21 protein-coding genes are annotated in these 21,162 nt (G+C 74.0%); 8 read left to right on the forward strand and 13 right to left on the reverse strand.

All coding sequences use genetic code 11. The annotated features are described in order from the left end of the window. Positions 1 to 23: 23 nt before the first annotated feature. The 3 genes from WAB15_RS09000 to WAB15_RS09010 are packed head-to-tail and all read right to left on the reverse strand — an operon-like array spanning position 24 to position 3,338. Positions 24 to 755, reverse strand: coding sequence for an SseB family protein (locus tag WAB15_RS09000; RefSeq protein WP_407285899.1), 732 nt, complete (start codon positions 753 to 755; stop codon positions 24 to 26). 52 nt (positions 756 to 807) lie between these two features. Then, a complete protein-coding gene (gene mycP, locus WAB15_RS09005) occupies positions 808 to 1,968 on the reverse strand; it encodes a type VII secretion-associated serine protease mycosin (RefSeq protein WP_399144268.1) in 1,161 nt (386 codons plus the stop codon). Then, positions 1,965 to 3,338 carry a hypothetical protein gene (locus WAB15_RS09010; RefSeq protein ID WP_407285900.1) on the reverse strand — a complete coding sequence of 458 codons (1,374 nt, stop codon included), beginning with the start codon at positions 3,336 to 3,338 and terminating at the stop codon, positions 1,965 to 1,967. The genes mycP and WAB15_RS09010 overlap by 4 nt, the downstream gene beginning before the upstream one ends. 247 nt (positions 3,339 to 3,585) lie before the next feature. On the opposite strand from WAB15_RS09010, the gene WAB15_RS09015 reads away from it, so the two are divergent. Further along, positions 3,586 to 4,809 carry an amino acid deaminase/aldolase gene (locus WAB15_RS09015; protein WP_407285901.1) on the forward strand — a complete coding sequence of 408 codons (1,224 nt, stop codon included), beginning with the start codon at positions 3,586 to 3,588 and terminating at the stop codon, positions 4,807 to 4,809. A 35-nt stretch (positions 4,810 to 4,844) separates the two neighbouring features. Here the strand turns inward: WAB15_RS09015 and WAB15_RS09020 are convergent, their stop codons facing one another. From WAB15_RS09020 to WAB15_RS09035, 4 genes are all read right to left on the reverse strand, one after another. Continuing rightward, the gene (locus WAB15_RS09020; RefSeq protein ID WP_407285902.1) at positions 4,845 to 6,113 is read right to left on the reverse strand and encodes a haloacid dehalogenase-like hydrolase; all 1,269 of its coding nucleotides are present in this window, start codon (positions 6,111 to 6,113) and stop codon (positions 4,845 to 4,847) included. 113 nt (positions 6,114 to 6,226) lie between these two features. After that, positions 6,227 to 7,027 carry a 3-oxoacyl-ACP reductase gene (locus tag WAB15_RS09025; protein WP_407285903.1) on the reverse strand — a complete coding sequence of 267 codons (801 nt, stop codon included), beginning with the start codon at positions 7,025 to 7,027 and terminating at the stop codon, positions 6,227 to 6,229. Beyond that, a complete protein-coding gene (locus WAB15_RS09030; protein ID WP_399144273.1) occupies positions 7,028 to 8,404 on the reverse strand; it encodes an aldehyde dehydrogenase family protein in 1,377 nt (458 codons plus the stop codon). Between the two features lie 11 nt (positions 8,405 to 8,415). Beyond that, the gene (locus WAB15_RS09035) at positions 8,416 to 9,783 is read right to left on the reverse strand and encodes a glutamine synthetase family protein (protein ID WP_407285904.1); all 1,368 of its coding nucleotides are present in this window, start codon (positions 9,781 to 9,783) and stop codon (positions 8,416 to 8,418) included. A gap of 73 nt (positions 9,784 to 9,856) precedes the next feature. Here WAB15_RS09035 and WAB15_RS09040 point away from each other — a divergent pair, with 73 nt between their 5' ends. The 3 genes from WAB15_RS09040 to WAB15_RS09050 all read left to right on the forward strand — a co-directional run bounded on the left by WAB15_RS09040 (position 9,857) and on the right by WAB15_RS09050 (position 12,999). Continuing rightward, positions 9,857 to 10,588: a FadR/GntR family transcriptional regulator gene (locus WAB15_RS09040; RefSeq protein WP_399144275.1), complete on the forward strand. Its 732-nt coding sequence runs from the start codon at positions 9,857 to 9,859 to the stop codon at positions 10,586 to 10,588. Between the two features lie 140 nt (positions 10,589 to 10,728). Continuing rightward, the gene (gene eat / locus WAB15_RS09045) at positions 10,729 to 12,213 is read left to right on the forward strand and encodes an ethanolamine permease (protein WP_407285905.1); all 1,485 of its coding nucleotides are present in this window, start codon (positions 10,729 to 10,731) and stop codon (positions 12,211 to 12,213) included. 87 nt (positions 12,214 to 12,300) lie between these two features. Continuing rightward, positions 12,301 to 12,999 carry a gamma-glutamyl-gamma-aminobutyrate hydrolase family protein gene (locus WAB15_RS09050; protein ID WP_399144277.1) on the forward strand — a complete coding sequence of 233 codons (699 nt, stop codon included), beginning with the start codon at positions 12,301 to 12,303 and terminating at the stop codon, positions 12,997 to 12,999. A gap of 4 nt (positions 13,000 to 13,003) precedes the next feature. On the opposite strand, the gene WAB15_RS09055 is transcribed toward WAB15_RS09050, so the two are convergent. Next, positions 13,004 to 13,363: a hypothetical protein gene (locus tag WAB15_RS09055; protein WP_407285906.1), complete on the reverse strand. Its 360-nt coding sequence runs from the start codon at positions 13,361 to 13,363 to the stop codon at positions 13,004 to 13,006. Between the two features lie 109 nt (positions 13,364 to 13,472). Further along, positions 13,473 to 14,054, reverse strand: a complete 582-nt coding sequence (locus WAB15_RS09060; RefSeq protein WP_407285907.1) for a helix-turn-helix domain-containing protein — start codon at positions 14,052 to 14,054, stop codon at positions 13,473 to 13,475. Positions 14,055 to 14,155: 101 nt separating this feature from the next. On the opposite strand from WAB15_RS09060, the gene WAB15_RS09065 reads away from it, so the two are divergent. Both WAB15_RS09065 and WAB15_RS09070 read left to right on the forward strand, forming a co-directional pair. Further along, on the forward strand, positions 14,156 to 15,277 hold the full coding sequence (locus WAB15_RS09065; protein WP_399144280.1) for an aryl-sulfate sulfotransferase: 1,122 nt from the start codon (positions 14,156 to 14,158) through the stop codon (positions 15,275 to 15,277). A 3-nt stretch (positions 15,278 to 15,280) separates the two neighbouring features. Continuing rightward, entirely contained in the window at positions 15,281 to 16,591 is a 1,311-nt protein-coding gene (locus WAB15_RS09070) for a uracil-xanthine permease family protein (protein ID WP_407285908.1), read from the forward strand. Here the strand turns inward: WAB15_RS09070 and WAB15_RS09075 are convergent. Then, entirely contained in the window at positions 16,558 to 17,481 is a 924-nt protein-coding gene (locus tag WAB15_RS09075; RefSeq protein WP_399144282.1) for a LysR family transcriptional regulator, read from the reverse strand. The two genes, WAB15_RS09070 and WAB15_RS09075, sit on opposite strands and share 34 nt — an antisense overlap. An 86-nt stretch (positions 17,482 to 17,567) precedes the next feature. On the opposite strand from WAB15_RS09075, the gene WAB15_RS09080 reads away from it, so the two are divergent. Beyond that, the gene (locus WAB15_RS09080) at positions 17,568 to 18,695 is read left to right on the forward strand and encodes a TDT family transporter (protein ID WP_407285909.1); all 1,128 of its coding nucleotides are present in this window, start codon (positions 17,568 to 17,570) and stop codon (positions 18,693 to 18,695) included. Positions 18,696 to 18,723: 28 nt separating this feature from the next. On the opposite strand, the gene WAB15_RS09085 is transcribed toward WAB15_RS09080, so the two are convergent. Beyond that, positions 18,724 to 19,380 (reverse strand): maleylpyruvate isomerase N-terminal domain-containing protein, encoded by a 657-nt coding sequence (locus WAB15_RS09085; RefSeq protein ID WP_407285910.1) that lies wholly within the window; start codon positions 19,378 to 19,380, stop codon positions 18,724 to 18,726. 190 nt (positions 19,381 to 19,570) lie between these two features. On the opposite strand from WAB15_RS09085, the gene WAB15_RS09090 reads away from it, so the two are divergent. Next, entirely contained in the window at positions 19,571 to 19,843 is a 273-nt protein-coding gene (locus WAB15_RS09090; RefSeq protein ID WP_399144285.1) for a hypothetical protein, read from the forward strand. Positions 19,844 to 19,957: 114 nt separating this feature from the next. Here WAB15_RS09090 and WAB15_RS09095 read toward each other — a convergent pair whose 3' ends face one another. Together WAB15_RS09095 and WAB15_RS09100 are read right to left on the reverse strand one after the other, a co-directional pair. Continuing rightward, complete coding sequence (locus WAB15_RS09095; protein WP_407285911.1) at positions 19,958 to 20,683, reverse strand: helical backbone metal receptor; 726 nt, start codon at positions 20,681 to 20,683, stop codon at positions 19,958 to 19,960. A gap of 17 nt (positions 20,684 to 20,700) precedes the next feature. Beyond that, entirely contained in the window at positions 20,701 to 21,135 is a 435-nt protein-coding gene (locus tag WAB15_RS09100) for a hypothetical protein (protein WP_399144287.1), read from the reverse strand. Positions 21,136 to 21,162 lie beyond the last annotated feature (27 nt).

A 21,162-nucleotide genomic window follows, 5' to 3' on the forward strand; every position in this document is an offset into this window, starting at 1 on the left:
GTGCCGGGCCCCGGGGCGGCGGCTCAGCGCCGGTAGAGCGGCTCTGCGGCCGTCGTGCCACCGGGCGGCAGAAGGGCCAGGTCGAGGCCCCGTACGAGCCGGGCGCGCAGCACCTCGTCGGTGGCCAGCGCCCGCGCCAGGCGCTGGGCGACCTCGGCGGTCGGTGCCCCGGCGGCGAGGCCGAGCGCGAGCGTGCCGTCGGTCTCCTCGGACGGCGCGAGATGGGCGACGAGCACGGCGGGCTCGGCGGCGAGCAGGGCGCGCAGGGCGTCGGTGACGGCCGGGTCGGCGAGCGGGTCGGCGGTCGTGCGGCCCTCCGCCAGGGCGCGCAGCGCGGGGCCGGTGAGCTGGTAGGTGACCGGGCCCGCCAGGTCGATGACGAGGGTGTCGGCCTGCTCGTGGGAGGCGGCCAGCAGCGCCTGCCGGAGCGGGACCGCCACCGGGCGGGCGTCCGGGCGCCAGCGCTGGAGCGTCTCCATCGACGTGAAGGCGGGCAGGGCGCGGCGGCCGTCCGGGGCCTGCAGGGTGGGGACGGCCATGTCGCTGGTCTTCTCACGGCGCAGGCCGTCCGGGCCGGTTTCGACCTCGCCGAGGAGGGCGACTACCGGGACGAGCACGCGGGCGCCGGCCAGGGCCGCGAGGAGTTGCGGCTCGGTGCCGCGGTCGTCGTCGTACGCCGTCAGGGCCGCCGCCAGCGCGGGGTCGGCCGAGCCGTCGTCGTCGGAGAAGCCGGGGTCGGGGATGTTCTTCTGCACGCTGGCGAGCGTATCGGGCCGGCTTCGCACGCCGTCGTGCGCCCGGGGTGCCTCAGGTGCGGGTTCGCCAGATGACGACCGCGGCGGCGACGAGGGCCAGGCCGAGGGCGCCGGCGGTCCAGGGGATCCAGTCGACGGGGGTGTCGGCGGGGTCGTCCGTGGTGGGGCCGGGGCCGAAGTAGCGGTGGGCGTAGTCGGCGGGGGACGGCTTCTGGGGTGCGGGCTTGAGTGCGGGGGCGGCCTTGAGGGCTGCGGCCGGGTCGATCAGCCCGGCGCCGTAGTCGTCGTCGCGGCCGCCCTCGGGGGTGTCCTGGGCGGTGGCGGTGAGCAGGCGGCGGATCTGGGCGGGGCTCAGGTCGGGGTGGGCGGAGCGGATCAGCGCGATGGCGCCGGAGACGAAGGCCGCGGCGGGGCTGGTGCCCCAGCCCGAGACATAGGCGCTGCCGTTGCCGGCCATGGCGATCTCGTCGCCGGGTGCGCTGACCGTCGCGTACCAGTGGCGGGTGGAGAAGTCGGCGCGTTCGCGCCGGTAGTCGACGGCGGTGGCGGCGATGACGCCCGGGTAGGCGGCGGGGAAGGAGACGTGGTCGCCCTTCTCGCCGCCGTTGCCCGCGGAGGCGACGACGGGGATGCCCTTGCCGAGGGCGTACTGGATGGCGGCGTCCTCGCGCGGCTCGGGGTGTGCGGACTCGCTGTCGTCGCCGAGCGACATGCTGATCACGTCGGCACCGTGGTCGGCGGCCCAGCGGATGCCGTCGGCGAGCGCGCCGGCCTTCTCCGTGCGGGCCCGCCCGCGCTGCGGATCGTTGTCCTCCAGGATCACCCGGACCGGGAGGATCTTGGCTTCGGGGGCGACGCCGAGTACGCCGTCCTGGCGGCCCTGGCCGTGGCCCCGGCCCGCGATGACGCTGGCCATTCCGGTGCCGTGCCGGGCCCATGCCCCGTCCCCCGGGCCGGCGCCGAAGCCGATCAGGTCCTTCTCGGGCAGGACCTGGCCCGCCAGGTCGGGGTGGTTGGCGTCGACGCCGGTGTCCAGGACGGCGACGGTGACGCCCGCGCCCTTGGTCGTACGCCAGGCCTGCTGGGCGTGGATGGCCTGCAGGCCCCACTCCTGGGCGCGGATCACATCGGCGTGGGCGGGCACGGAGGGCAGCACGGCGAGCGCGGCGGAGGCCAGCGCGACGGCGGCGCCGCGCAGGGTGGTCTTCGTCATGGCGAGGACTCCGTGGTGTGCGGGGAGATGCCGGACGCGGTGCGGAAGTCCGCCGCGATGCGGTCCGCGATGTCCTTGGCGTCGTGGCCCAGGCCGGACTCGGCCGGGGCGGTGGTGGCGCCCGGCCGGACCGCGGCCTCGGCGGACTGCGGTGCGGAGACGGCGCGGCCGTCGGCGAAGCCGGAGACGGCGAAGACGATCACCGGGATGTCGGTGAGCACCCGGACGGTCCAACTGGCCCGCTGGGCACGCCCGAAGCCCTCGGCCGGGGTGCCCTTGGCGGCGTACGGCAGCGGCATCAGGTCGGTGCGGCTGCCCAGGCTCTTGGTGCTGAAGCGGGCGTTGAGGGCCATCATCCCGGCCGCGTCGGCCTCGGCGGTCTGCACACCGACCGTGATGACGCTGGAGCGGGTGGCGTCGAGGTAGGTGGCCCGCAGCAGGCGGACGCAGCCCGCGCGGGCGAGCACCTGGGCGAGCGGGCGGTCGTAGGCGCCGGTGCAGCCGCTGTCGGGGGCGACGGCGATCCGGGTCCAGGTCCGGTCGGCGCCGCCGGGGCCGACGCCCAGGCCCTGGATGGTGCGTGGGAAGAGGGTGTCGACGGGGGTGTTGCGCCAGACGTCGCGGCCCGCGGCGAAGGCGGCCTCGGGGGTGGGCGGGGCGTCGGCGGAGTCGGCGGTGAGCCAACTGCCGGCCGCCGCACCGCCGATGAGGCCGATGCCGAGGACGAGGCAGGCCGCGGCGGCGCCCAGCCGGCCGCGGAGGCGGCGGCCGGCCGAGGGCCGCGGCCGGGTCCCGGCGGGTATGCCGGGGGCGGCCCCGGGCGTCTGGTGCGGCAGGGGCGTACCGGGCCAGGGCGGCTGCGGCGGGCGCTCGGCCGCGGGCGTCGGCGGCTCGCTGCCGGGCGCCGCGGACGGGGTGGCGGAGGCGGGCTTACGGGGCCGCGGCGGGGTGCCGGCGGCGGGCGCGGGGGCGCCGTTCCACATCTCTTGGCTGTTGGCCAGGTGGAAGGCGGCGGTGTCCCGGAAGGTGTCCGGGCGCCGGGGCGGCGGCGGTGCGGCGGCGGGTGCCGGGGAGCCCGGCGCGTGGTGCGGGCGCGGGGGCTGTCCGGTGGGCGGCGCCGGTGGTGGCACGGCGGGGCGCGGCGGGGTGGCGGGGGGCGCGGGCCGCTGGGGCGGTGTGGGGTCGGCCGGGGGTTGCGCGGCCTGCGCCCTGGTGGGCGGGGCGGGCGGCGCGCTCGGCACCCGGCGCAGCACGGTCGTACGGGGGTCCGTGTGCGGTTGCGGCGCCGGGGCCACCGGGGGCTGCTGGGGCGGCCGCGGGGGTATGGGCGGGATGTGCCGCGCATCGGCGAAATCAGCGTCGGTGCTCACCCGCGCTCCCCCTTGCGCCGTGGCCCCGGACCCGATCCGCAATCGGGGCAGGGTGGCTGGTATCCGGACAACACGCCGCTGACCTGCTGGTTGCGGTGTCCGGCCACTCTAAGGGCTGGCGCCGTCGGCACTCCAACTCCTCCCCCAAGCTCTGAAGGAGCAGGGGGTACCCCCAGTCGCCGCCATGTCCGCTCTGTCGCGATCTCTCCCCTACCCAGTGGTAGAGCGGTCTGGCAGGCTGCGGGCCATGTCCCAGGAATCAGCCGACGCGGATGGCGACAAAGCCCGTTACGACCGGGCCACCGCACACCTCGACGCGCCGCTGGCCGTCGTCGACCTGCAGGCCTTCGACGCCAACGCCGCCGATCTGGTGCGCCGCTCGAAGGGGAAGCCGATCCGGGTGGCGAGCAAGTCGGTGCGCTGCCGGGCCCTGCTGGAGCGGGTGCTGGCGCGGGACGGGTTCGCCGGGATCATGAGTTTCACGCTGGCCGAATCGCTGTGGCTGGCCCGCTCGGGCTTCACGGACGTGCTGCTGGCCTACCCGTCGGTGGACCGGGCCGGCTTCGCCGAGCTGACCGCCGATGCCTCGCTCGCCGGCGCGGTGACGGTGATGGTCGACGATCCGGCGCAGCTCGATCTGATCGACGCGGCCCGTCCGGGCGGTGGCCTCGGCGGCGAGGAGGTGCGGGTGTGCCTGGAACTGGACACCTCCTTCCGCCTGCTGGGCGGCGGGGTGCGGGTCGGCGCGCGGCGCTCGCCGCTGCGGGCGCCGGCCCAACTGGCCGCGCTGGCCCGGTCGGTGGCGCGCCGGCCCGGGTTCCGGCTGGTGGGGCTGATGGCGTACGAGGGGCATGTGGCGGGTGTGGGCGACGAGGTCGCCGGCAAGCCGGTGTTCTCGCGGACGGTCCGGGTGATGCAGGCGGCGGCGCGCAAGGAGCTGGCCCGGCGCCGCTGGGAGGCCGTACGGGCGGTGCGGGCGGTGGCCCCGCGGCTGGAGTTCGTCAACGGCGGTGGGACCGGCAGTGTGCAGCACACGGCGGCGGAGGCGGCCGTCACCGAGATCGCGGCGGGATCGGGGCTGTATGTGCCGCGGCTGTTCGACAACTTCCGTTCGTTCAGCGGGCGTCCGGCGGCGCTGTTCGCCCAGCCGGTGGTGCGCCGGCCCGGTCCGGGCGTGGTGACGGTACTGGGCGGGGGCTATCCGGCGTCGGGGGTGGCGGGCGCGGACCGGCTGCCGGTGCCGCATCTGCCCGCCGGGCTGCGCTACGACCCGCAGGAGGGGCCGGGCGAGGTGCAGACGCCGCTGCTGGGGCCGGCCGCGGACCGGCTGGCGATCGGCGACAAGGTGTGGTTCCGGCATGCCAAGGCCGGTGAGCTGTGCGAGCGGTTCGACCGGCTGCAACTCATCGACGGGGACCGGGTGGTGGACACGGTGCCGACGTACCGCGGGGAGGGCCACGCCTTCCTGTGACCGGCGCGGGCCTCCCCGGGTACGGATCGGTGCGGTCAGTACACGGTGTCCTGCTGGTCGGGGATGACCGAGCCGTCGGCGCGGTGGACCGGTCCGAGCGTGCCGTCCGGCCGGGTGTAGCCGGCGGTCGCGCACGGGTACGGGTCGGCCTGGCGCTTCTTGGGCTCGATGAACATCGGGTTGACCAGCCAGCGGTGGTCGCTGTTGTCGTACGCCCGGCACATCAGCTCGGGCTTGTTGCGGTTGATGGCCAGGTGGCCGGCGGTGGCGTCGCCGACGAACGTCACATCGGTCTCGGCGTCACCCGCGGCGAAGGCGGGGCGGTGCGCCCGGTCCTGCTGCCGCCAGGCCTTGGCTCCCTTGACGTGGAAGATCTCCTGGTTGATCCAGCAGCGCTTGCCGTCCATGTACGTCAGGACCTCGCCGTTGGTGTCCTCGACGTCGCCGCAGCCCTGGACTCCGGTGGTGAGCTTGCCGCCGCGGACGAGGTTGCGGATGCCGATGACGTGGTCGCGGTCGATGCCCACGCCGGGCGCCCAGGCGCGTACCAGCGGCTCCGCCGAGGCGGAGACGATGTAGACGTCGAAACCGGCCTTCTTGAGGGTGCCGATGAGGTCGCGCTGCTGCGTGTAGTAGCGGACGTAGCCCTCCATCGTGTGCGTGCCGACCTTCTGCTCCGTGCCGATCGGCGCGGCGAGGTTCTCGGCGCGCGCGGCGCGGGCGAAGCCGGTCAGCCGCTCGGGGCTGTGGCCGGCGAAGAGCTGGGTGATCCAGACGTACTCGGGGACGGTGCGCCGGTGGTTCCACTCCCCCTCGAAGGCCTGTCTGCCGGTGGAGGTCTTGGCGTCCTGGTAGACGTCGAGGATCTCGTCGGTGCAGCCGGTGTCGGTCGACGTCGGCAGCGGTCGGCCGGCGGGCACGGAGGTGCCGCAGGCCTTGGTGAGCGCGCGGGCGGCGGCGTCGGTCAGCCACTTGTTGGTGGCCTTCCAGCTCGCCGGGCGCAGTACCTTGTCGTGCCGGAGCATCCAGGCCAGCGTGGCGTCGGAGATGTCGTTCTTGACGACGGTGTTGTCCCAGTCGAAGGTCGCGACCGGTCGCGCTCCCCCGCTCCCGGAGCAGCTGCCGCGCTCGTCGATCATCTTCTGGAGCTTGGCCTGGTTGTCGCCGTACCAGCCCTTGGACACGTGGAGGGTGGGGCAGTGGCGCGGGGCCGGTCCGGCGGTGGCCGTCTGGGCGAGGGCGACGCCGCCTCCGGCGACCGCGAGGGCAGCGCCGGCTGCCAGCCAGCGACGCTTGTTGAGCATGGAACGCACTCCTGTCGAACGAAGAACCGAAGGCGGACGCTAGCGCATGACGGCCGGGCGTCGAGCGACGTCCGGCCGCCGTGGCGCTTACCCGGAGGTGAACAGCAAGTGGCTTACAACGGGGTGACGTACGCGCCCGCGATGCCGCCGTCGACCAGGAATTCGGCGGCGTTGACGAACGAGGAGTCGTCGCTGGCGAGGAAGGCGACCGCGGCGGCGATCTCCTCGGGCTCGGCGAACCGCCCGACGGGGACGTGCACCAGGCGGCGCGCGGCGCGCTCGGGGTCCTTGGCGAACAGCTCCTTGAGCAGCGGGGTGTTGACCGGCCCCGGGCACAGGGCATTGACCCGGATGCCCTCGCGGGCGAACTGCACGCCCAGTTCACGGGACATCGCCAGCACGCCGCCCTTGGAGGCGGTGTAGCTGATCTGGGAGGTGGCGGCGCCCATGACGGCGACGAAGGAGGCGGTGTTGATGATGGAGCCGCCGCGCCCGGTCCGCTGGAACTGGCTCTGCATGTAGGGCAGCGCGTGCTTGCAGCACAGGTAGACCGAGGTCAGGTTGACCTCCTGGACGCGCTTCCAGGCGTCGAGGCCGGTGGTGAGGATCGAGTCGTCGTCGGGCGGCGAGATGCCGGCGTTGTTGAAGGTGACATCGACCGAGCCGTAGGTGTCGAAGGCGGTCTTGTAGAGCGCCTCGACCTGCTCGGAGTCGGTCACGTCGACCTGGACGAAGGTGCCGCCGAGCTCTTCGGCGGCGGCCTTGCCGGCCGTCTCGTCGATGTCGGCGCAGACGACGTTGGCGCCTTCGGAGGCGAGTCGGCGGGCGGTGGCCAGGCCGATGCCGCTGCCGGCTCCGGTGATCACGGCGGTACGGCCGACGAGGCGGCGGCACACTGCGGTCTGGTCGGTCACTTAGCGCTCCTCTGTGCTGATGAAGATGTTCTTGGTCTCGGTGAAGGCGGCGAGTGCGTCCGGGCCCAGCTCACGGCCGAGGCCGGACTGCTTGAACCCTCCGAAGGGGGTCCAGTAGCGCACGCTGCTGTGGGAGTTGACGGAGAGGTTGCCGGCCGCGACGGCGCGCGAGACGCGCAGCGCACGGCCGACGTCGCGGGTCCACAGCGAGCCGGACAGGCCGTAGTCGGTGGCGTTGGCGAGCCGTACCGCCTCGGCCTCGTCGTCGAAGGGGAGGACCACGGCGACCGGCCCGAAGATCTCCTCGACGGCCGTACGGTCCTCGGGGCGGCCCTCCAGGACGGTGGCCGGGTACCAGAAGCCCTTGCCGGCGGGGGCCTCGCCGCGGATCGCGGCCGGGGCGTCCTCGGGGACGTAGGACCGTACCCGCTCGCGCTGGGCGGCGGAGATCAGCGGGCCCATCTGGGTGGCGGGATCGGCCGGGTCGCCGACCGCGAAGGCCTTGACGGCCGGCTCCAGCAGCTCCATGAAGCGGTCGTAGACACCGCGCTGGACGAGGATGCGGCTGCGGGCGCAGCAGTCCTGGCCGGTGTTGTCGAGGAAGGAGCCGGGGGCGGCGGCCGCGGCGGCCTCGATGTCGGCGTCGGCGAAGACGATGTTGGGGCTCTTGCCGCCGAGTTCGAGGGTGAGCCGCTTGGTCTGCGCCGCGCAGCGGGCGGCGATCCGCCGGCCGGTGGCGGTGGAGCCGGTGAAGACGACCTTGGCGACGCCGGGGTGGTCGACCAGTGCGGTGCCGGTGACCGGCCCCTCGCCGGGCAGGACCTGGAAGAGTCCCTCGGGCAGCCCGGCCTCCAGGGCCAGCTCGGCGAGCCGGAGCGCGGTGAGCGGGGTGGTCTCGGCGGGCTTGAGCAGGACGGCGTTGCCGGCCGCGAGGGCCGGGGCGGCGCCCCAGGCGGCGATCGGCATCGGGAAGTTCCAGGGCGCGATCACGGCGACCACGCCGAGCGGCTCCTGGACGGTGATGTTGAGACCGCCGGCGACCGGGATCTGGGTGCCGGTCAGGCGCTCCACGCCCCCGGCGGCGTAGTGCAGCAGATCGCGGACGTTGCCCGCCTCCCACCGGGCGTTGCCCAGCGGGTGGCCGGCCTCGCGCAGTTCGAGTTCGGCGAGCGGGTCGATCTGCGCGTCGACGACCTCGGCGAAGCGGCGCAGCAGGCGGGCCCGGTCACCGGGGGCGACGGCGGCCCAGGCCTCCTGGGCCGCGGCCGCCCGGCGGACCGCGGCGTCGACCTCTTCGGGGGAGGTGGTGGGGACGGTGGCCACCACTTCCTCGGTGGCCGGGTTGAGGATCTTCAGCTCGTGCGGACCATTGGACACAGCGTGGTTCCTTACATGCGCTCGAAGGAGCGGAAGCGCTCCCAGTCCGTGACGGCGGCGTCGTAGGCGTCCTGTTCGACGCGGGCCATGTGGCGGTAGTGGTCGACGACCTCGTCGCCGAAGGCCTCCCGGGCGATCGGGCTGTTCTCCCACCGCTCGGCGGCCTCGCGCAGCGTGGTGGGGACATGCGCGGCGTCGCCGGCGTAGGCGTTGCCGGTGGTCGCCTCGGGGAGCTCCAGCTCGTGTTCTATGCCGTACAGGCCGGCCGCGACCATGGCGGCGACCGCGAGGTAGGGGTTCACATCGCCGCCGGGCAGGCGGTTCTCCAGGCGGTGGGAGCGGCCGTGGCCGACGACCCGCAGCGCGCAGGTGCGGTTGTCGGGGCCCCAGGCGACGGCGGTGGGGGCGAAGGAGCCGGGGCGGAAGCGCTTGTAGGAGTTGATGTTGGGCGCGTAGAAGAGCGTGAAGTCGCGCATCGCGGCGATCTGCCCGGCGAGGAAGTGCTGCATGGTGCGGGACATGCCGTACGGGCCGGAGTCGTCGGCCAGTACAGGCCGGCCCTGCTCGTCCTGGAGCGAGAGGTGGATATGGCAGGAGTTGCCCTCGCGCTCGTCGTACTTCGCCATGAAGGTGAGCGCCATGCCCTCCTGCGCGGCGATCTCCTTGGCGCCGGTCTTGTAGATGGAGTGCTGGTCGCAGGTGGTGAGCGCCTCGTCGTAGACGAACACGATCTCGTGCTGGCCGAGGTTGCACTCGCCCTTGGCGGACTCGACGGTCATCCCGGCCGCGCCCATCTCGTTGCGGATGCGGCGCAGGACGGGCTCGACGCGGCCGGTGCCCAGGACGGAGTAGTCGCCGTTGTACTGGTTGGCCGGGGTCATCTGGCGGTAGCCGCGGGACCAGGCGTCCTCGTAGGTGTCCTTGAAGAGCATGAACTCCAGCTCGGTGCCGGCGTACGCCCGCCAGCCGCGCTCGGCCAGGCGGTCGAGCTGGCGGCGCAGGATCTGCCGGGGCGAGGCGACGACCGGTGAGCCGTCGTGCCAGGCCAGGTCGGCGGTGATCAGGGCGGTGCCGGGGTTCCAGGGGGTGCGGCGCAGGGTGCCGGTGTCGCCGTGCATGGCGAAGTCGCCGTAGCCGCGTTCCCAGGAGGACATCTGGTAGCCGTCGACGGTGTTGAGGTCGACGTCGACGGCGAGGAGGTAGTTGCAGCCCTCCGTGCCGTGCTCAAGGACGGTGTCGAGGAAATATCGGGCCGCGAACCGCTTGCCCTGGAGCCTGCCTTGCATATCGGTGAAGGCGAGGACGACAGTGTCGATCTCCCCGGCGTCGACGAGGACTCTGAGCTCCTCGACGGAGAGTGGGGGCGTGCGGTCTGCCACGGTGTTGCCTCCTGTCACTGCATCCGGAGGTCATAAGGTAGGCACACGAACCATTGATTGGGAAGGGGTTGCGATGGACGGTGCGGCTGACCGGCTGGCACCCGTGCTGCGGCCGGTGCGCGCGGGCAACGGTTTCGAGGAGGCGCTGGAGCAGATACTCCAGATCGTCCGGCTCGGCCTGGTACCCCAGGGTGAACGGCTGCCCGCGGAGCGGGAGTTGGCGGAGCGGCTGCAGATCAGCCGGGTCACCCTGCGCGAGGTGCTCAAGGTGCTCCAGGACGAGGGTCTGGTGGAGAGCCGGCGCGGGCGCTACGGGGGCACGTTCGTGCGCGCCCGCAAGGAGAACCAGGGCGAGGACGAGCTGCGGCGGCGGATCGAGAAGATCGACGTCGAGGACACCCTGCGGTTCCGGGAGGTGCTGGAGGTGGGCGCGGCGGGCCTGTGCGCGACCCACGGGCTGACCGGCGAGCGGGCCGACCGGCTGCGCCGGGCCCTGGCCGCGACCCAGGAAGCGCCGCTCGCGGACTACCGCCGGCGCGACACCCTGCTGCATCTGACGCTGGCCGAGCTGTCCGGCTCGCCGTCGCTGGCGGCGCAGTACGCGGCGGTGCGGGCGAGCGTGAACGACCTGCTGGACTGCATTCCGCTGCTGGTACGCAATCTGGAGCACTCCCAGACGCAGCACAGCGCGCTGGTGGAGGCGGTGCTGGAGGGCGACGCGGACGGCGCGCGCGAGGTGATGCGGGAGCACTGCTGCGGGACCGCGGCGCTGCTGCGCGGCTTCCTGACCGGCCCGGCGGCCTGATCCCGGCCGCGCCGAACCCCCGCGAGCTCCCCTGTTAACCATTCTTTTACGCACGGGTCTTGCGCCGGAGCGCCCCCCGGAGCAAAGGTATGCCGCTGAACCTTTGCTCGATTTCCCCTCCGGCGAGGCAGGAGCGGCTCATGGCCGACAGCACGGAATCGCAGACCGCACCGCCCACCGCGTCAGCGGACGGCGGCGCACCGGGCGGCGCATCGCCCGACGAGAGCTATCTGGAGCGGCGCACCCTGCGCCGCGGCAGCGCGGGACCGCTGCTGCTGACCGGACTGGGTGTCGCCTACGTCGTCTCCGGCGACTTCTCGGGCTGGAACAACGGACTGGCGCACGGCGGCTTCGGCGGTCTGGCGATCGCCGCCGTCCTGATGGGCCTGATGTACACCTGCCTGGTCTTCGCGCTGGCGGAGCTGGCCTCGATCCTGCCCACCGCCGGCGGCGGCTACGGCTTCGCCCGGCGGGCGCTGGGCACCTGGGGCGGCTTCCTCACCGGCACCGCCATCCTGATCGAATACGTCCTGGCGCCCGCCGCGATCTCCATCTTCATCGGCGACTACGTCGAATCGCTCGGCCTCTTCGGACTGCACTCCAGCTGGCCGGTCTACCTCGCCTGCTTCGTGCTGTTCATCGGCATCCACCTGTGGGGCGTCGGCGAGGCGCTGCGCTTCAGCCTGATCGTCACCGCCGTCGCGGTCGCCGCGATCGTCGTCTTCGCGCTCGCCGCCCTCACCGACTTCCATGTGGACACGCTCAACGACATCCCCATCGAGGCCGGCGCCTTCGGCGCCAACTCCTGGCTCCCGTTCGGCATCCTCGGGATCTGGGCGGCCTTCCCGTTCGGCATGTGGTTCTTCCTCGGCATCGAGGGCGTACCGCTGGCGGCGGAGGAGACCAAGGACCCGGCCCGGTCGCTGCCCCGGGCGATGGCCGCCGCGATGGGCATCCTGCTGCTGCTCGCGCTGATCACCTTCGTCGCCGCGACCGGTGCGCGGGGCTCGGCCGCGATCCAGTCGGTGGGCGATCCGCTGGTCCAGGCGCTCCAGCCGGACGGCAAGCCCACGACCGTCGGCCGGATCGTCAACTACGCCGGCCTGGCGGGCCTGGTGGCGTCCTTCTTCTCCCTCATCTTCGCCGGGTCCCGGCAGCTGTTCGCGCTCTCCCGGGCCGGCTACCTGCCCCGCTTCCTCTCCCTCACCAGCCGGCGCAAGGCCCCCTACCTGGGCCTGCTGGTGCCCGGCGCGCTGGGCTTCGCACTCGCCGCGGCCACCGGCGACGGCGCCCGGATGCTGAACGTCGCGGTCTTCGGCGCCACCATCTCCTACGCCCTGATGGCGCTCTCGCACATCGTGCTGCGCCGCCGCGAGCCCGGTCTGCACCGCCCCTACCGGACCCCGGGCGGCATGCTGACCTCGTCCGTCGCCTTCGTCCTGGCCTGCTCGGCGCTGGTGGCGACGTTCCTGGTCGACAAGGACGCCGCCTTCATCGCGCTCGGCGTCTACGTCGTGGCGCTGGCGTACTTCGCGTTCTACTCGCGGCACCGGCTGGTCGCCGCGGCGCCCGAGGAGGAGTTCGCGGCGCTGGCGGCGGCCGAGGCCGAGCTCGAACGCGACTGAAGACACCCGGTGCCGGCCGGACTGGACGCCCGGCCGGCCGGCACCGGCGATCCGATCCCGATCCGCACGCACGGAGGACCCCACCCCATGTCCCAGCCCCTCATCGGCATCAGCACCTACCAGGAAGAGGCCCGCTGGGGCGTGTGGACCCAGCCGGCCGCGCTGGTGCCGGCCGGCTATCCGCGGCTGGTGCAGCGCTCGGGCGGGCTGGCCGCCCTGCTGCCGCCGGGCGATCCGGCGACGGCCGCCGCGGCGGTGGCACGGCTGGACGGGCTGGTGATCGCCGGCGGCGCGGATGTGGCGCCGGCGCGGTACGGAGCGGAGCCGCACCCCCGGACCGGTCCGCCCGCCCTGGACCGGGACGCCTGGGAACTCGCCCTGATCGAGGCCGCGCTGGCGGGCGGCGTACCGCTGCTGGGCATCTGCCGCGGGCTGCAGCTGCTGAACGTGGCGCTGGGCGGCACCCTCGTCCAGCACCTCGACGGGCACGCCGGGCCGCCCGGGGTCTTCGGACGGCACGACGTCAAGCCGGTCCCGGGGACGCTGCTGGGTCGCGCGCTGCCCGAGCCGGTCGCGGTACCGACCTACCACCACCAGGCGGTGGACCGGATCGGGCGCGGGCTGCTGGCCTCGGCGTACGCGGAGGACGGCACGATCGAGGCGCTGGAGCTGCCGGACGCGCGCGGCTTCGCGCTGGCGGTGCAGTGGCACCCGGAGGCCGGGGACGACACCCGCGTGATGGACGCGCTGGTGGCGGCGGCGCGAGGGACGTCCCCGGAGGAGTGAGGTCTCAGACCTGCCGGGAGCCGCAGGCGCCGGGGATCCAGCCGGTGTTGCCCCGGAAGGTGATCTTCATCCAGTCGGTGCCCGAGCGTCCGCAGAGGTTGTACGACTGCCCCGTGGCCTCGCCGCGGATACAGGTCGTCGCGCCCTTGGTGAACAGCCCGACCGCGGTGCTGTTCAGCTTGCGCTCCTTGCGGATCTTCACGTTCTCCTGCGCCTCGGCGTTGACGCAGGCGGCCGTCGCGGTGGTGGCCGCGGCGGCCGGATGTGCGGTGCCGGGCGTGGCGGCCGTGGCGACACCGCCGGCCAGCGCGGTGCCGAGCAGAGCCGTGGCAGCGATGGTCCCGGCCGACGTCTTCATCCTCATGTGTGGTCCCCGTAGTGGTAGTTGGCGCATGGTCAGGTCCTGTCGCGCGCACGCGATCAAGGATTCGAACACACTAACGCACGGGCGGATTCGACGGCGGCCGGTTTCCTCAGCCCCGGAAGTCGTCCGCCACCCCCACCAGCAGCACCCGGCAGCCGGGGCCCAGCGCGCGCCACCGGTGGGTGACCCCGCCGGAGCAGTACAGCGTGTCACCGGGGCCCAGCTCATAGCGGCAGCCGTCCGCCTCGGCCTCCACCGCGCCCTCGACGACGTACATCAACTCGTCGTGCGGATGCCGGAATTCGCGCTGCCAGTCGTGCCGGCCGGTGAACTCCAGGGCGTGCAGCTGCTGCCTGCCGCGCACCAGCGGCCGGACGCTGCCCCGGGCGTCGCCGTCCTCGGGGACCGCCGCGGAGTCGGCGCGTACGACATCGACGGTGCGGGGGCCGTCGGCGGCGGCCAGCAGCCGGACCGCGGTGGTCTCCAGCGCGTCGGCGATCGACTGGAGCGAGCGCATGCTGGGGCGGGCCCGGTCGTTCTCGACCTGACTGAGGAAGGGCGCGGACAGACCTGTTCTGCGGGCGAGTTCGGCCAGCGTCAGCTCGCGTGCGCGGCGGCGCCTGCGCACCGCCGCCCCCACCTGTGGAACGGCCGTCGCCCCGTCGCGCCCGCCGTCCGCCGCCTCGCCCATCCCGCGCTCCTTATCGGTGCGTTCACAGCCCTGCAACACCGCGCCCCTAGCGTCTACGCTGTTTGATCCCATCAAACAAAGTTTGACAAGGGGAATTCTTCATGACCGCAGTCGATCAAAACACACGCCGCCGCCGCGGCACCGGCCTGATCGCCCTGGACGAACGCGCCGCCTACGACGGCTACACCCTCTACGCCCCGCTGACCGGAGGCGGCGAGGTGCTGCTGATCGATCTGCACGGCGCCGTCGCACACCGCTGGCGGCTGCCGCACCGCCCCGGACGGCACGCCCGGATCCTGCCGAACGGCAACCTCGCCTACAACGCCACGCTCCCGGGCCGGTCCGCGCTGTTCCCGATGTGGCACAAGTACCGCGGCGGGCTGATGCAGGAGATCGCCCCGGACGGCACGGTGCTGCGCGCGTTCACCGACCCGCTCCAGCACCACGACGCCCACCACTACGGCGACGGCCGGATCCTCTACTCCGCGCTGGAGCCGCTCACCGGCACACGGGCCGCGGCGGTGCGCGGCGGCGTCCCCGGCTCCGAGCCGGGCGGCACGGTCCACGCCGACACCCTCCGAGAGGTCGACGGCCAGGGCCGGCCGCTGTGGTCCTGGCGGGCCGCCGACCACCTCGACCGGGACGAGTACGCCCTGCACCCGGACTACTCCCGGGAACACTGGCCGCTCGTCAACTCCGTGCTCCCGCTCGCCGACGGCAACGTCCTCGCCAGTCTGCGCAGCGTCTCCGCGGTGGTCGTCATCAGCCGGGAGACCGGCGAGGTCCTCTGGCGCACCGAGCCCGGGCTGGTCTCCCAGCAGCACCACCCCACCGAGCTGCCGAACGGCAACATCCTGATCTTCGACAACGGCGTCTTCCGCCCCGGCCGGGACGTGCCGTACTCCCGGGTCGTCGAGGTGGAGCGGGCCACCGGGAAGGTCGTGTGGGAGTACCACGACCCTGCCCGCGAGGCGTTCTTCGCACCGTTCATGGGCAGCGCCCAGCGCCTGCCCAACGGCAACACCCTGATCACCGACTCCCCCGCCGGGCGGCTGTTCGAGGTGACCGCGCAGGGCGAGCTGTGCTGGGAGTACGTCGTTCCGCAGTTCGGCGGCTACCGCGAGGAGGAGGTCGGCGCCCTCTTCCCCGCCCAGCACAACGCGGTCTTCCGCGCCTACCGCTACGACTCGGGCCAACTGCCCTGGCTGAAGCGGCGGGGGTGAGCGATGGCCCCGCCCGCACCGTCCGCCGTCGACGAACTGCCGCCGCCGTCCCGGTTGCTGCCGCTCGCCGCCCAGCACGTCCTGGCGATGATCGCGGCCCCGGTCTCCTCGGTCTTCCTGATCGCGGCCGGGCTGCGGCTGCCGGCCGACCGCACCGCCTCGCTGCTGAGCGCCACCCTGATCCTGTGCGGGGCCGGTGCGCTGCTGCAGTCCTTCGGCGTCCTTGGGACCGGCGCCCGGCTGCCCTTCATGATGCTGCCGGGCGGCGCGGCGGTCGCCGTCTTCCTGCGGATCGCCCGGGAGCACGGCGCGGCCACCGCCTCGGGCTCGGTACTGCTCGCGGCCGCGCTGCTGCTGGCCGTACTGCCGCTGTACGCGCGGATCGTACGGTTCTTCCCGCCCCTGGTGATGGGCGCGACGGTGCTCGTCATCGGCGTCAACATGATCGATGTCGCGGCGCCCATGGCGCTCGGCGGCCGTCGGCTCGCGCTGCTCACCCTCGCCGCCACCGCCCTCGGCTTCCTGCTGCTGCGCGGCGTCTGGCGCCAGCTCTCGGTCCTCCTCGGCATCGCGGTGGGCACGGCCGCGGCCGCGCTCACCGGGGCAGCCGTCCCCGCCGTCCCGGGCACGGACGTCCTCGCCCTCCCCCGGCTCCTGCCCTACGGCGCACCGCACTTCGACCTGCTCGCCGCCCTCCCCCTGATGGTGTTCGCGCTCGCCTCGCTCGCCGAGGCCACCGGCCAGACCGTCCTCAACAGCGAGGCGGTGGGCCGGACACCCGACCCGGCACGCGATGTGCCGCGCACCGCCCGCGCGGACGCGCTGACGTCCCTGGGCGCCGGGCTGCTCGGCGGGGCCGTGATGGTCACCAGCGCCGAGAACATCGGCATCGTCCAACTCACCGGCGTCCGCAGCCGGTTCGTCACCGCAGCGGCCGGCGCCCTGCTCGTCCTGTGCGGTCTGCTCGCGCCGGTGACCCGGCTGCTGGCGGCGCTCCCGGCACCGGTGGTAGGCGGCGCGTCCCTGGTGATCTACGCCGTCATCGCCGCCATGGGCGTCGACATGCTGCGCCGCACCGCTCTCGCCGACCCCGGCGCCGTCACCGTCGTCGCCCTCACCCTCCTCGCGGGCCTGCTCCCCCTCCTGTCCCCGCAGCTGTACGAGCCGCTGCCGGCCTGGGCCCGCGCCCTCTTCGGCAACGGCGTACCCGCCGCCGCCCTGACCGCGGTCGCCCTCTCGGCACTCTTCCGGCGGCTGGGAACGGGCCGGCCCCGCCCGCCTCAGGACATCGCGCGGGTCAGCCCCAGCAAGTGACGGGCCGGCCCCACCGGCCGCTGCCCGGACGGCCACACGGCCCGCAGATCGCGGCCGAGCCGCAGCCCCCGCACCGGGATCTCCACCAGCCGCCGGGCGCTCAACTCCTCACCGACCGCCAGCTCGCTGAGCACCGACGGCGCCGCCTCGCTCACCACGGCGGCCTTCACGGCGGTGGTCGAGGCGAGCTCCAGCAGCGGTTCGGCCAGCCCGCCGTGCTCGGCGAGCGCCGCGTCCAGCACCTGCCGGGTGCCGGAGCCGCGCTCGCGCAGGATCAGCGGGGTCGCGGCCAGCTCGGCGGCGGTCAGCTCCGTACGGCGGCGCGCCCAGCGATGCGACGGCGCGGCGACGACGACCAGCCGGTCGTGCCCGATGACCGCGCCGTCCAGCCCCGCCGGCACCTGAAGGCCCTCCACGAAGCCCAGATCCGCCTCGCCCCGGGCCAGCCGCTCGGCCACCGCGCTGGAGTTCCCCGCCAACAGCGAGACGGCCGTCCCGGGCAGCTCCGCCCGCAGCGAGATCAGCCACCCCGGAAGCAGGTACTCGGCGATCGTCATGCTCGCCGCGACCCGCAGCCGGGAGTCGCGCCGTCCGCGCAGCGCCTGGGCGCCCGCGTCCAATGCCTCGGCGGCCTCGACCACCCGCCGCGCCCAGTCCGTCACCAGCACCCCGGCGTCGGTCAGCCGGGAGCCCCGCGGCGACCGCTCGACCAGCGCCACCCCCAGCTGCCGCTCCATGGCGCGAAGGCGGCTGCTGGCGGCCGGCTGGCTGATGCCGCGCGCGCGGGCGGCCCGCCCCAGGCTGCCGAGCCGGGCGATGGCGAGCAGCAGCTCCAGCGCGCCGAGGTCCGGAACCCGGTGCGACAACGAGACGGGCTGGGCCTCACCCATAGATCTCCCGACACATAACCCCAGCTTATGCCCCCATAGAGACAATGTCCCTGGTGGGGGCCGTTTGGAGGGGTCAGGCTCGTCTCATGGCAACACTCGCGCAAGCACCTTCCCGCACCACCTCCGCGGCCCCCCGTACCCCCGGATCGGTCCGCCACCTCGGCCCGAACTGGTACGCCTCCGTCATGGGCACGGCGATCGTCGCCAACGCCGGCGCGGCCCTCCCGCTCACGGCGCCCGGCCTGCGCGGCGCCTACACGGCCGTCTGGGCGCTGTCGGCGGTGCTGCTGCTGACGCTGCTGGCCGCCCGGGCCGTCCACTGGCGCCGGCACCCCGACCAGGCCCGCCGCCACCTCCTCGACCCGGCCGTCGCACCCTTCTACGGCTGCCTGGCCATGGCGCTGCTGGCGGTCGGCGGCGGCACCCTCGCGGTCGGCCGGGACGTCATCGGCGAACCGGCCGCGGTGGCCGCCGACGCCGTCCTGTGGACCCTGGGCACGCTCGTCGGCCTCACGGGCGCCGCGGTGATCCCGTACCTGATGGTGACCCGGCACCGCATCGAGCCGGCCGGGGCCACCCCCGTGTGGATCCTGCCGCTGGTCGCCCCCATGGTCTCGGCGGCGCTGGGGCCCGCCCTGGTGCCCCATCTGCCGCCCGGCCAGTGGCGAACGGCGATGCTGCTCGGCTGCTATGCGCTCTTCGGCATGTCCCTGCTGGCCACCCTGCTGGTCCTGCCGCTGGTGCTGTCCCGGCTGCTCCACCACGGCGCACTGCCACTGGCCCTCACCCCGACCCTGTTCCTCGTCCTCGGCCCGCTCGGCCAGTCCACCACCGCCGTGAACAACCTCGCCGACGCCGCCCCGGGAGTCGTGGACGCCTCCTACGCCCACGCCATGAGCGCCTTCGCGGTCCTCTACGGCGTGCCGGTGATGGGCTTCGCGCTGCTCTGGCTGGCGATCGCGACGGCGATGGTGGTCCGCGCCTTCCGTAACGGCATGGGCTTCGCCATGACCTGGTGGGGCTTCACCTTCCCCCTGGGGACCTGCGTCACGGGCGCGGCGGGCCTGGCCCGACACACCGGCCTGGGCGTGTTCGACGGGCTGGCCGGGGCGCTGTTCGCCGTACTGCTGACGGCGGTGGCGGTGACCGCCACCCGCACCGCCTCGGGCCTGGCACACGGCCGGCTCCTGGCACCGCCACCGGCTGCGCGCTGAGCGGCACGTGCCGCAGCTCTCGGTCGGTTCAGCCGAGGTGGAGCGGCAGCCTCGCGGCCAGTTCGCCGAGTGCGGCCCGCTCGTCGTCGGTCGGTGCCCGGCGGCCGGTGCCGACCAGGAGGGCGTCCTGGTCGCCGAACGACGCGGGGAACGCGGCGCCGGCGATCTCCTCCAGCATCGCGCGGGTTCGGGCCAGGGCCTCCACGGGCGGCCGGGTCGCGTCCGGGAGGTGCGCGATCAGGTCGAGGTGGTGCAGCGTCCACTCCAGGACGTACGCGCCGAGGTAGTCGCCCGCGGTGAGGACCTCGTCCTGGGTGCTCACTCGGGCGCCGGGGTCGGCGAGTTCGGCGGCCCGGCCCGCGGCGGACCCGACGTCGTCGAGGTGGAACTTGAGCAGGTGCGGTTCCTCGTACGCGGCGGCCAGCCGGACGATCAGCGCGTCGAGCGGGTCCCGGCCGGTCGGCGGTTCGTCGGCGACCTTCCAGTACGTCACCGCGTTCACGGTGGGTTCCGCTTCGGCGGGGGTGACGAGGGTGATCAGGACGTCCTGTGCGTCGATGACCAGGTGGCAGACGAGGTCCCGTACGAGCCAGCCGGTGCAGCCGGACGGCCGCTCGAAGTCCTCGTCGGGGAGTTCGGCGACCGCCGTGCGCAGCGCCGCCCAGGAGCGTGAGAAGAGATCCACATCGGCAAGGTAGTGCGGTGCCGCAAAGGCGGACAACCGGATTTCGGGCGGGCCGAGGGGCCGCTCCCCCGGCCGCGCCCGGCGGTGGCGTCACCACGACGGAGTAACGCAGCGTAATCAACTCGTCGCTGGTTCGTTAGCGCGGTGATCCCGGCACCGGACCGGGTCCAGACAGGAAGGAAGTTCCGTCATGGGTAAGGCAATGCGGGTGGTCGCGGGCGCCCTCGGGGCCGGTGCGCTGGTGCTGTCGGCGACCGGCACGGCCAGCGCCAAGGGCTGGTCCGCCGGGTTCTTCGACGAGGACGTGCACTGCGCGCCGACGTTCAGCCTCCTGTTCCCCCAGGAGGGTTGCACCACGAACATCCTCATCGACAACCACCGGACGGTCGCCATTCTCAAGCAGACCGCCGCGGGCGACATCGAGGGCACCCTGCTGCGCTCCGGCGGGCGAGGCCGCCGCTGACACCGGCGCCGTACCCCGCGGCACGCCGTTGCGGGGTGCGGCGGCGCGTCACGCCATCTGCCCGCCGGTCTCCGCCGGCGGGCAGCGCGCGTCCCGCCGCCGGCGCCCGGTCGCTCAGCGCGCCGCGGCCAGAGCCGCCGCCAATACGGCCGGGGCCTGTGTCAACGACGGTCCGTACCAGGTCAGATGGCGGCCGCTGACCAGCGCGGCGGGCAGGCCGGGGAACGCCTCGGGGCCGTCCTCGGCGGTGAAGCGGTAGGGCTCGTCGGGGAGGACCACGAGGTCGGCCGGACCGGCGTTGAGCGCGTCGAGTCCGATCCTCGGATAGCGGTCGGCGTGGCCGGCGTAGAGATTGCGCACGCCGAGACGGGCCAGCAGGTCCCCGGCGAAGGTGTCCCGGCCGAGCACCATCCACGGCCGGCGCCAGATCGGCACCACCGCGGTCCGCCGCGCCGGCCGGGCCGGCAGGTCGCGCCATGCGGCCTCGGCGGCGTCGAGCCAGTCGGGGCGGGGCAGTCCGCAGCCCGCGACCAGTACGCGGTCCAGTTCGCGCAGCCCCTGGTCCAGCGTCCGCACCTCGGTGACCAGGACGTCCAGGCCCGCGGCCCGCAGCGCGGCCAGGTCCTGGGGGCGGTTCTCCTCCTCGTTGGCGAGCACGAGGTCGGGTGCCAGGGCGGCGATCCGCCGGACGTCGGGATTCTTGGTGCCGCCGACCCGGGCGGCCGTCAGCCCGGCCGGGTGGCTGCACCAGTCCGTGACCCCGACCGGCAACTCGGGCGCGCAGGCGGCCACCGCCTCGGTGAGGGACGGCACCAGGGACACCACGCGCTGCACGGTCATCCGTCCACGGTACGGCCTCAGGCGCGCCCGCCCGCCCTGCGGCGCAGCAGATACGCCGCGCTGCCGGCCAGCACGAACAGCACCAGGCCACCGGCCGCCTGTGTCACGTTCACTCCCTCCACCCGGCTGTCCTGCACGGTCACGGTCTCGGTGAACCTCGCTCCGCCCGGCGCACATTCGATGGTGACCTGATAGCGCCCCGGCCTGGCCTGTTCGGCGACCGTGGCGTCGGCGGCCAAGCCGCGCGCGTCCGGCCGCAGCAGCACCGAGCCGAAGAGCGCCGAGGCCACCCGCGCGCCCGAAGCCGTCGCGCAGTGCCTGCCGTCGCTGATGCTCACCCGTTGGCCGGCCACCATCGGATCGGGCTCGACCTGCGCCGTCGCGACGGGCGCGGCGATCCCCAGGGTGGCCGCGCCGATCAGGGCGGCGGCGGCTACGTGCGCGGGTTTCACGCACTCCAGCCAATCACCCGCCCCGCC

Origin of the sequence: Streptomyces sirii (assembly GCF_045690365.1) — a bacterium.
In the GTDB taxonomy this organism is placed as follows: domain Bacteria; phylum Actinomycetota; class Actinomycetes; order Streptomycetales; family Streptomycetaceae; genus Streptomyces; species Streptomyces sirii.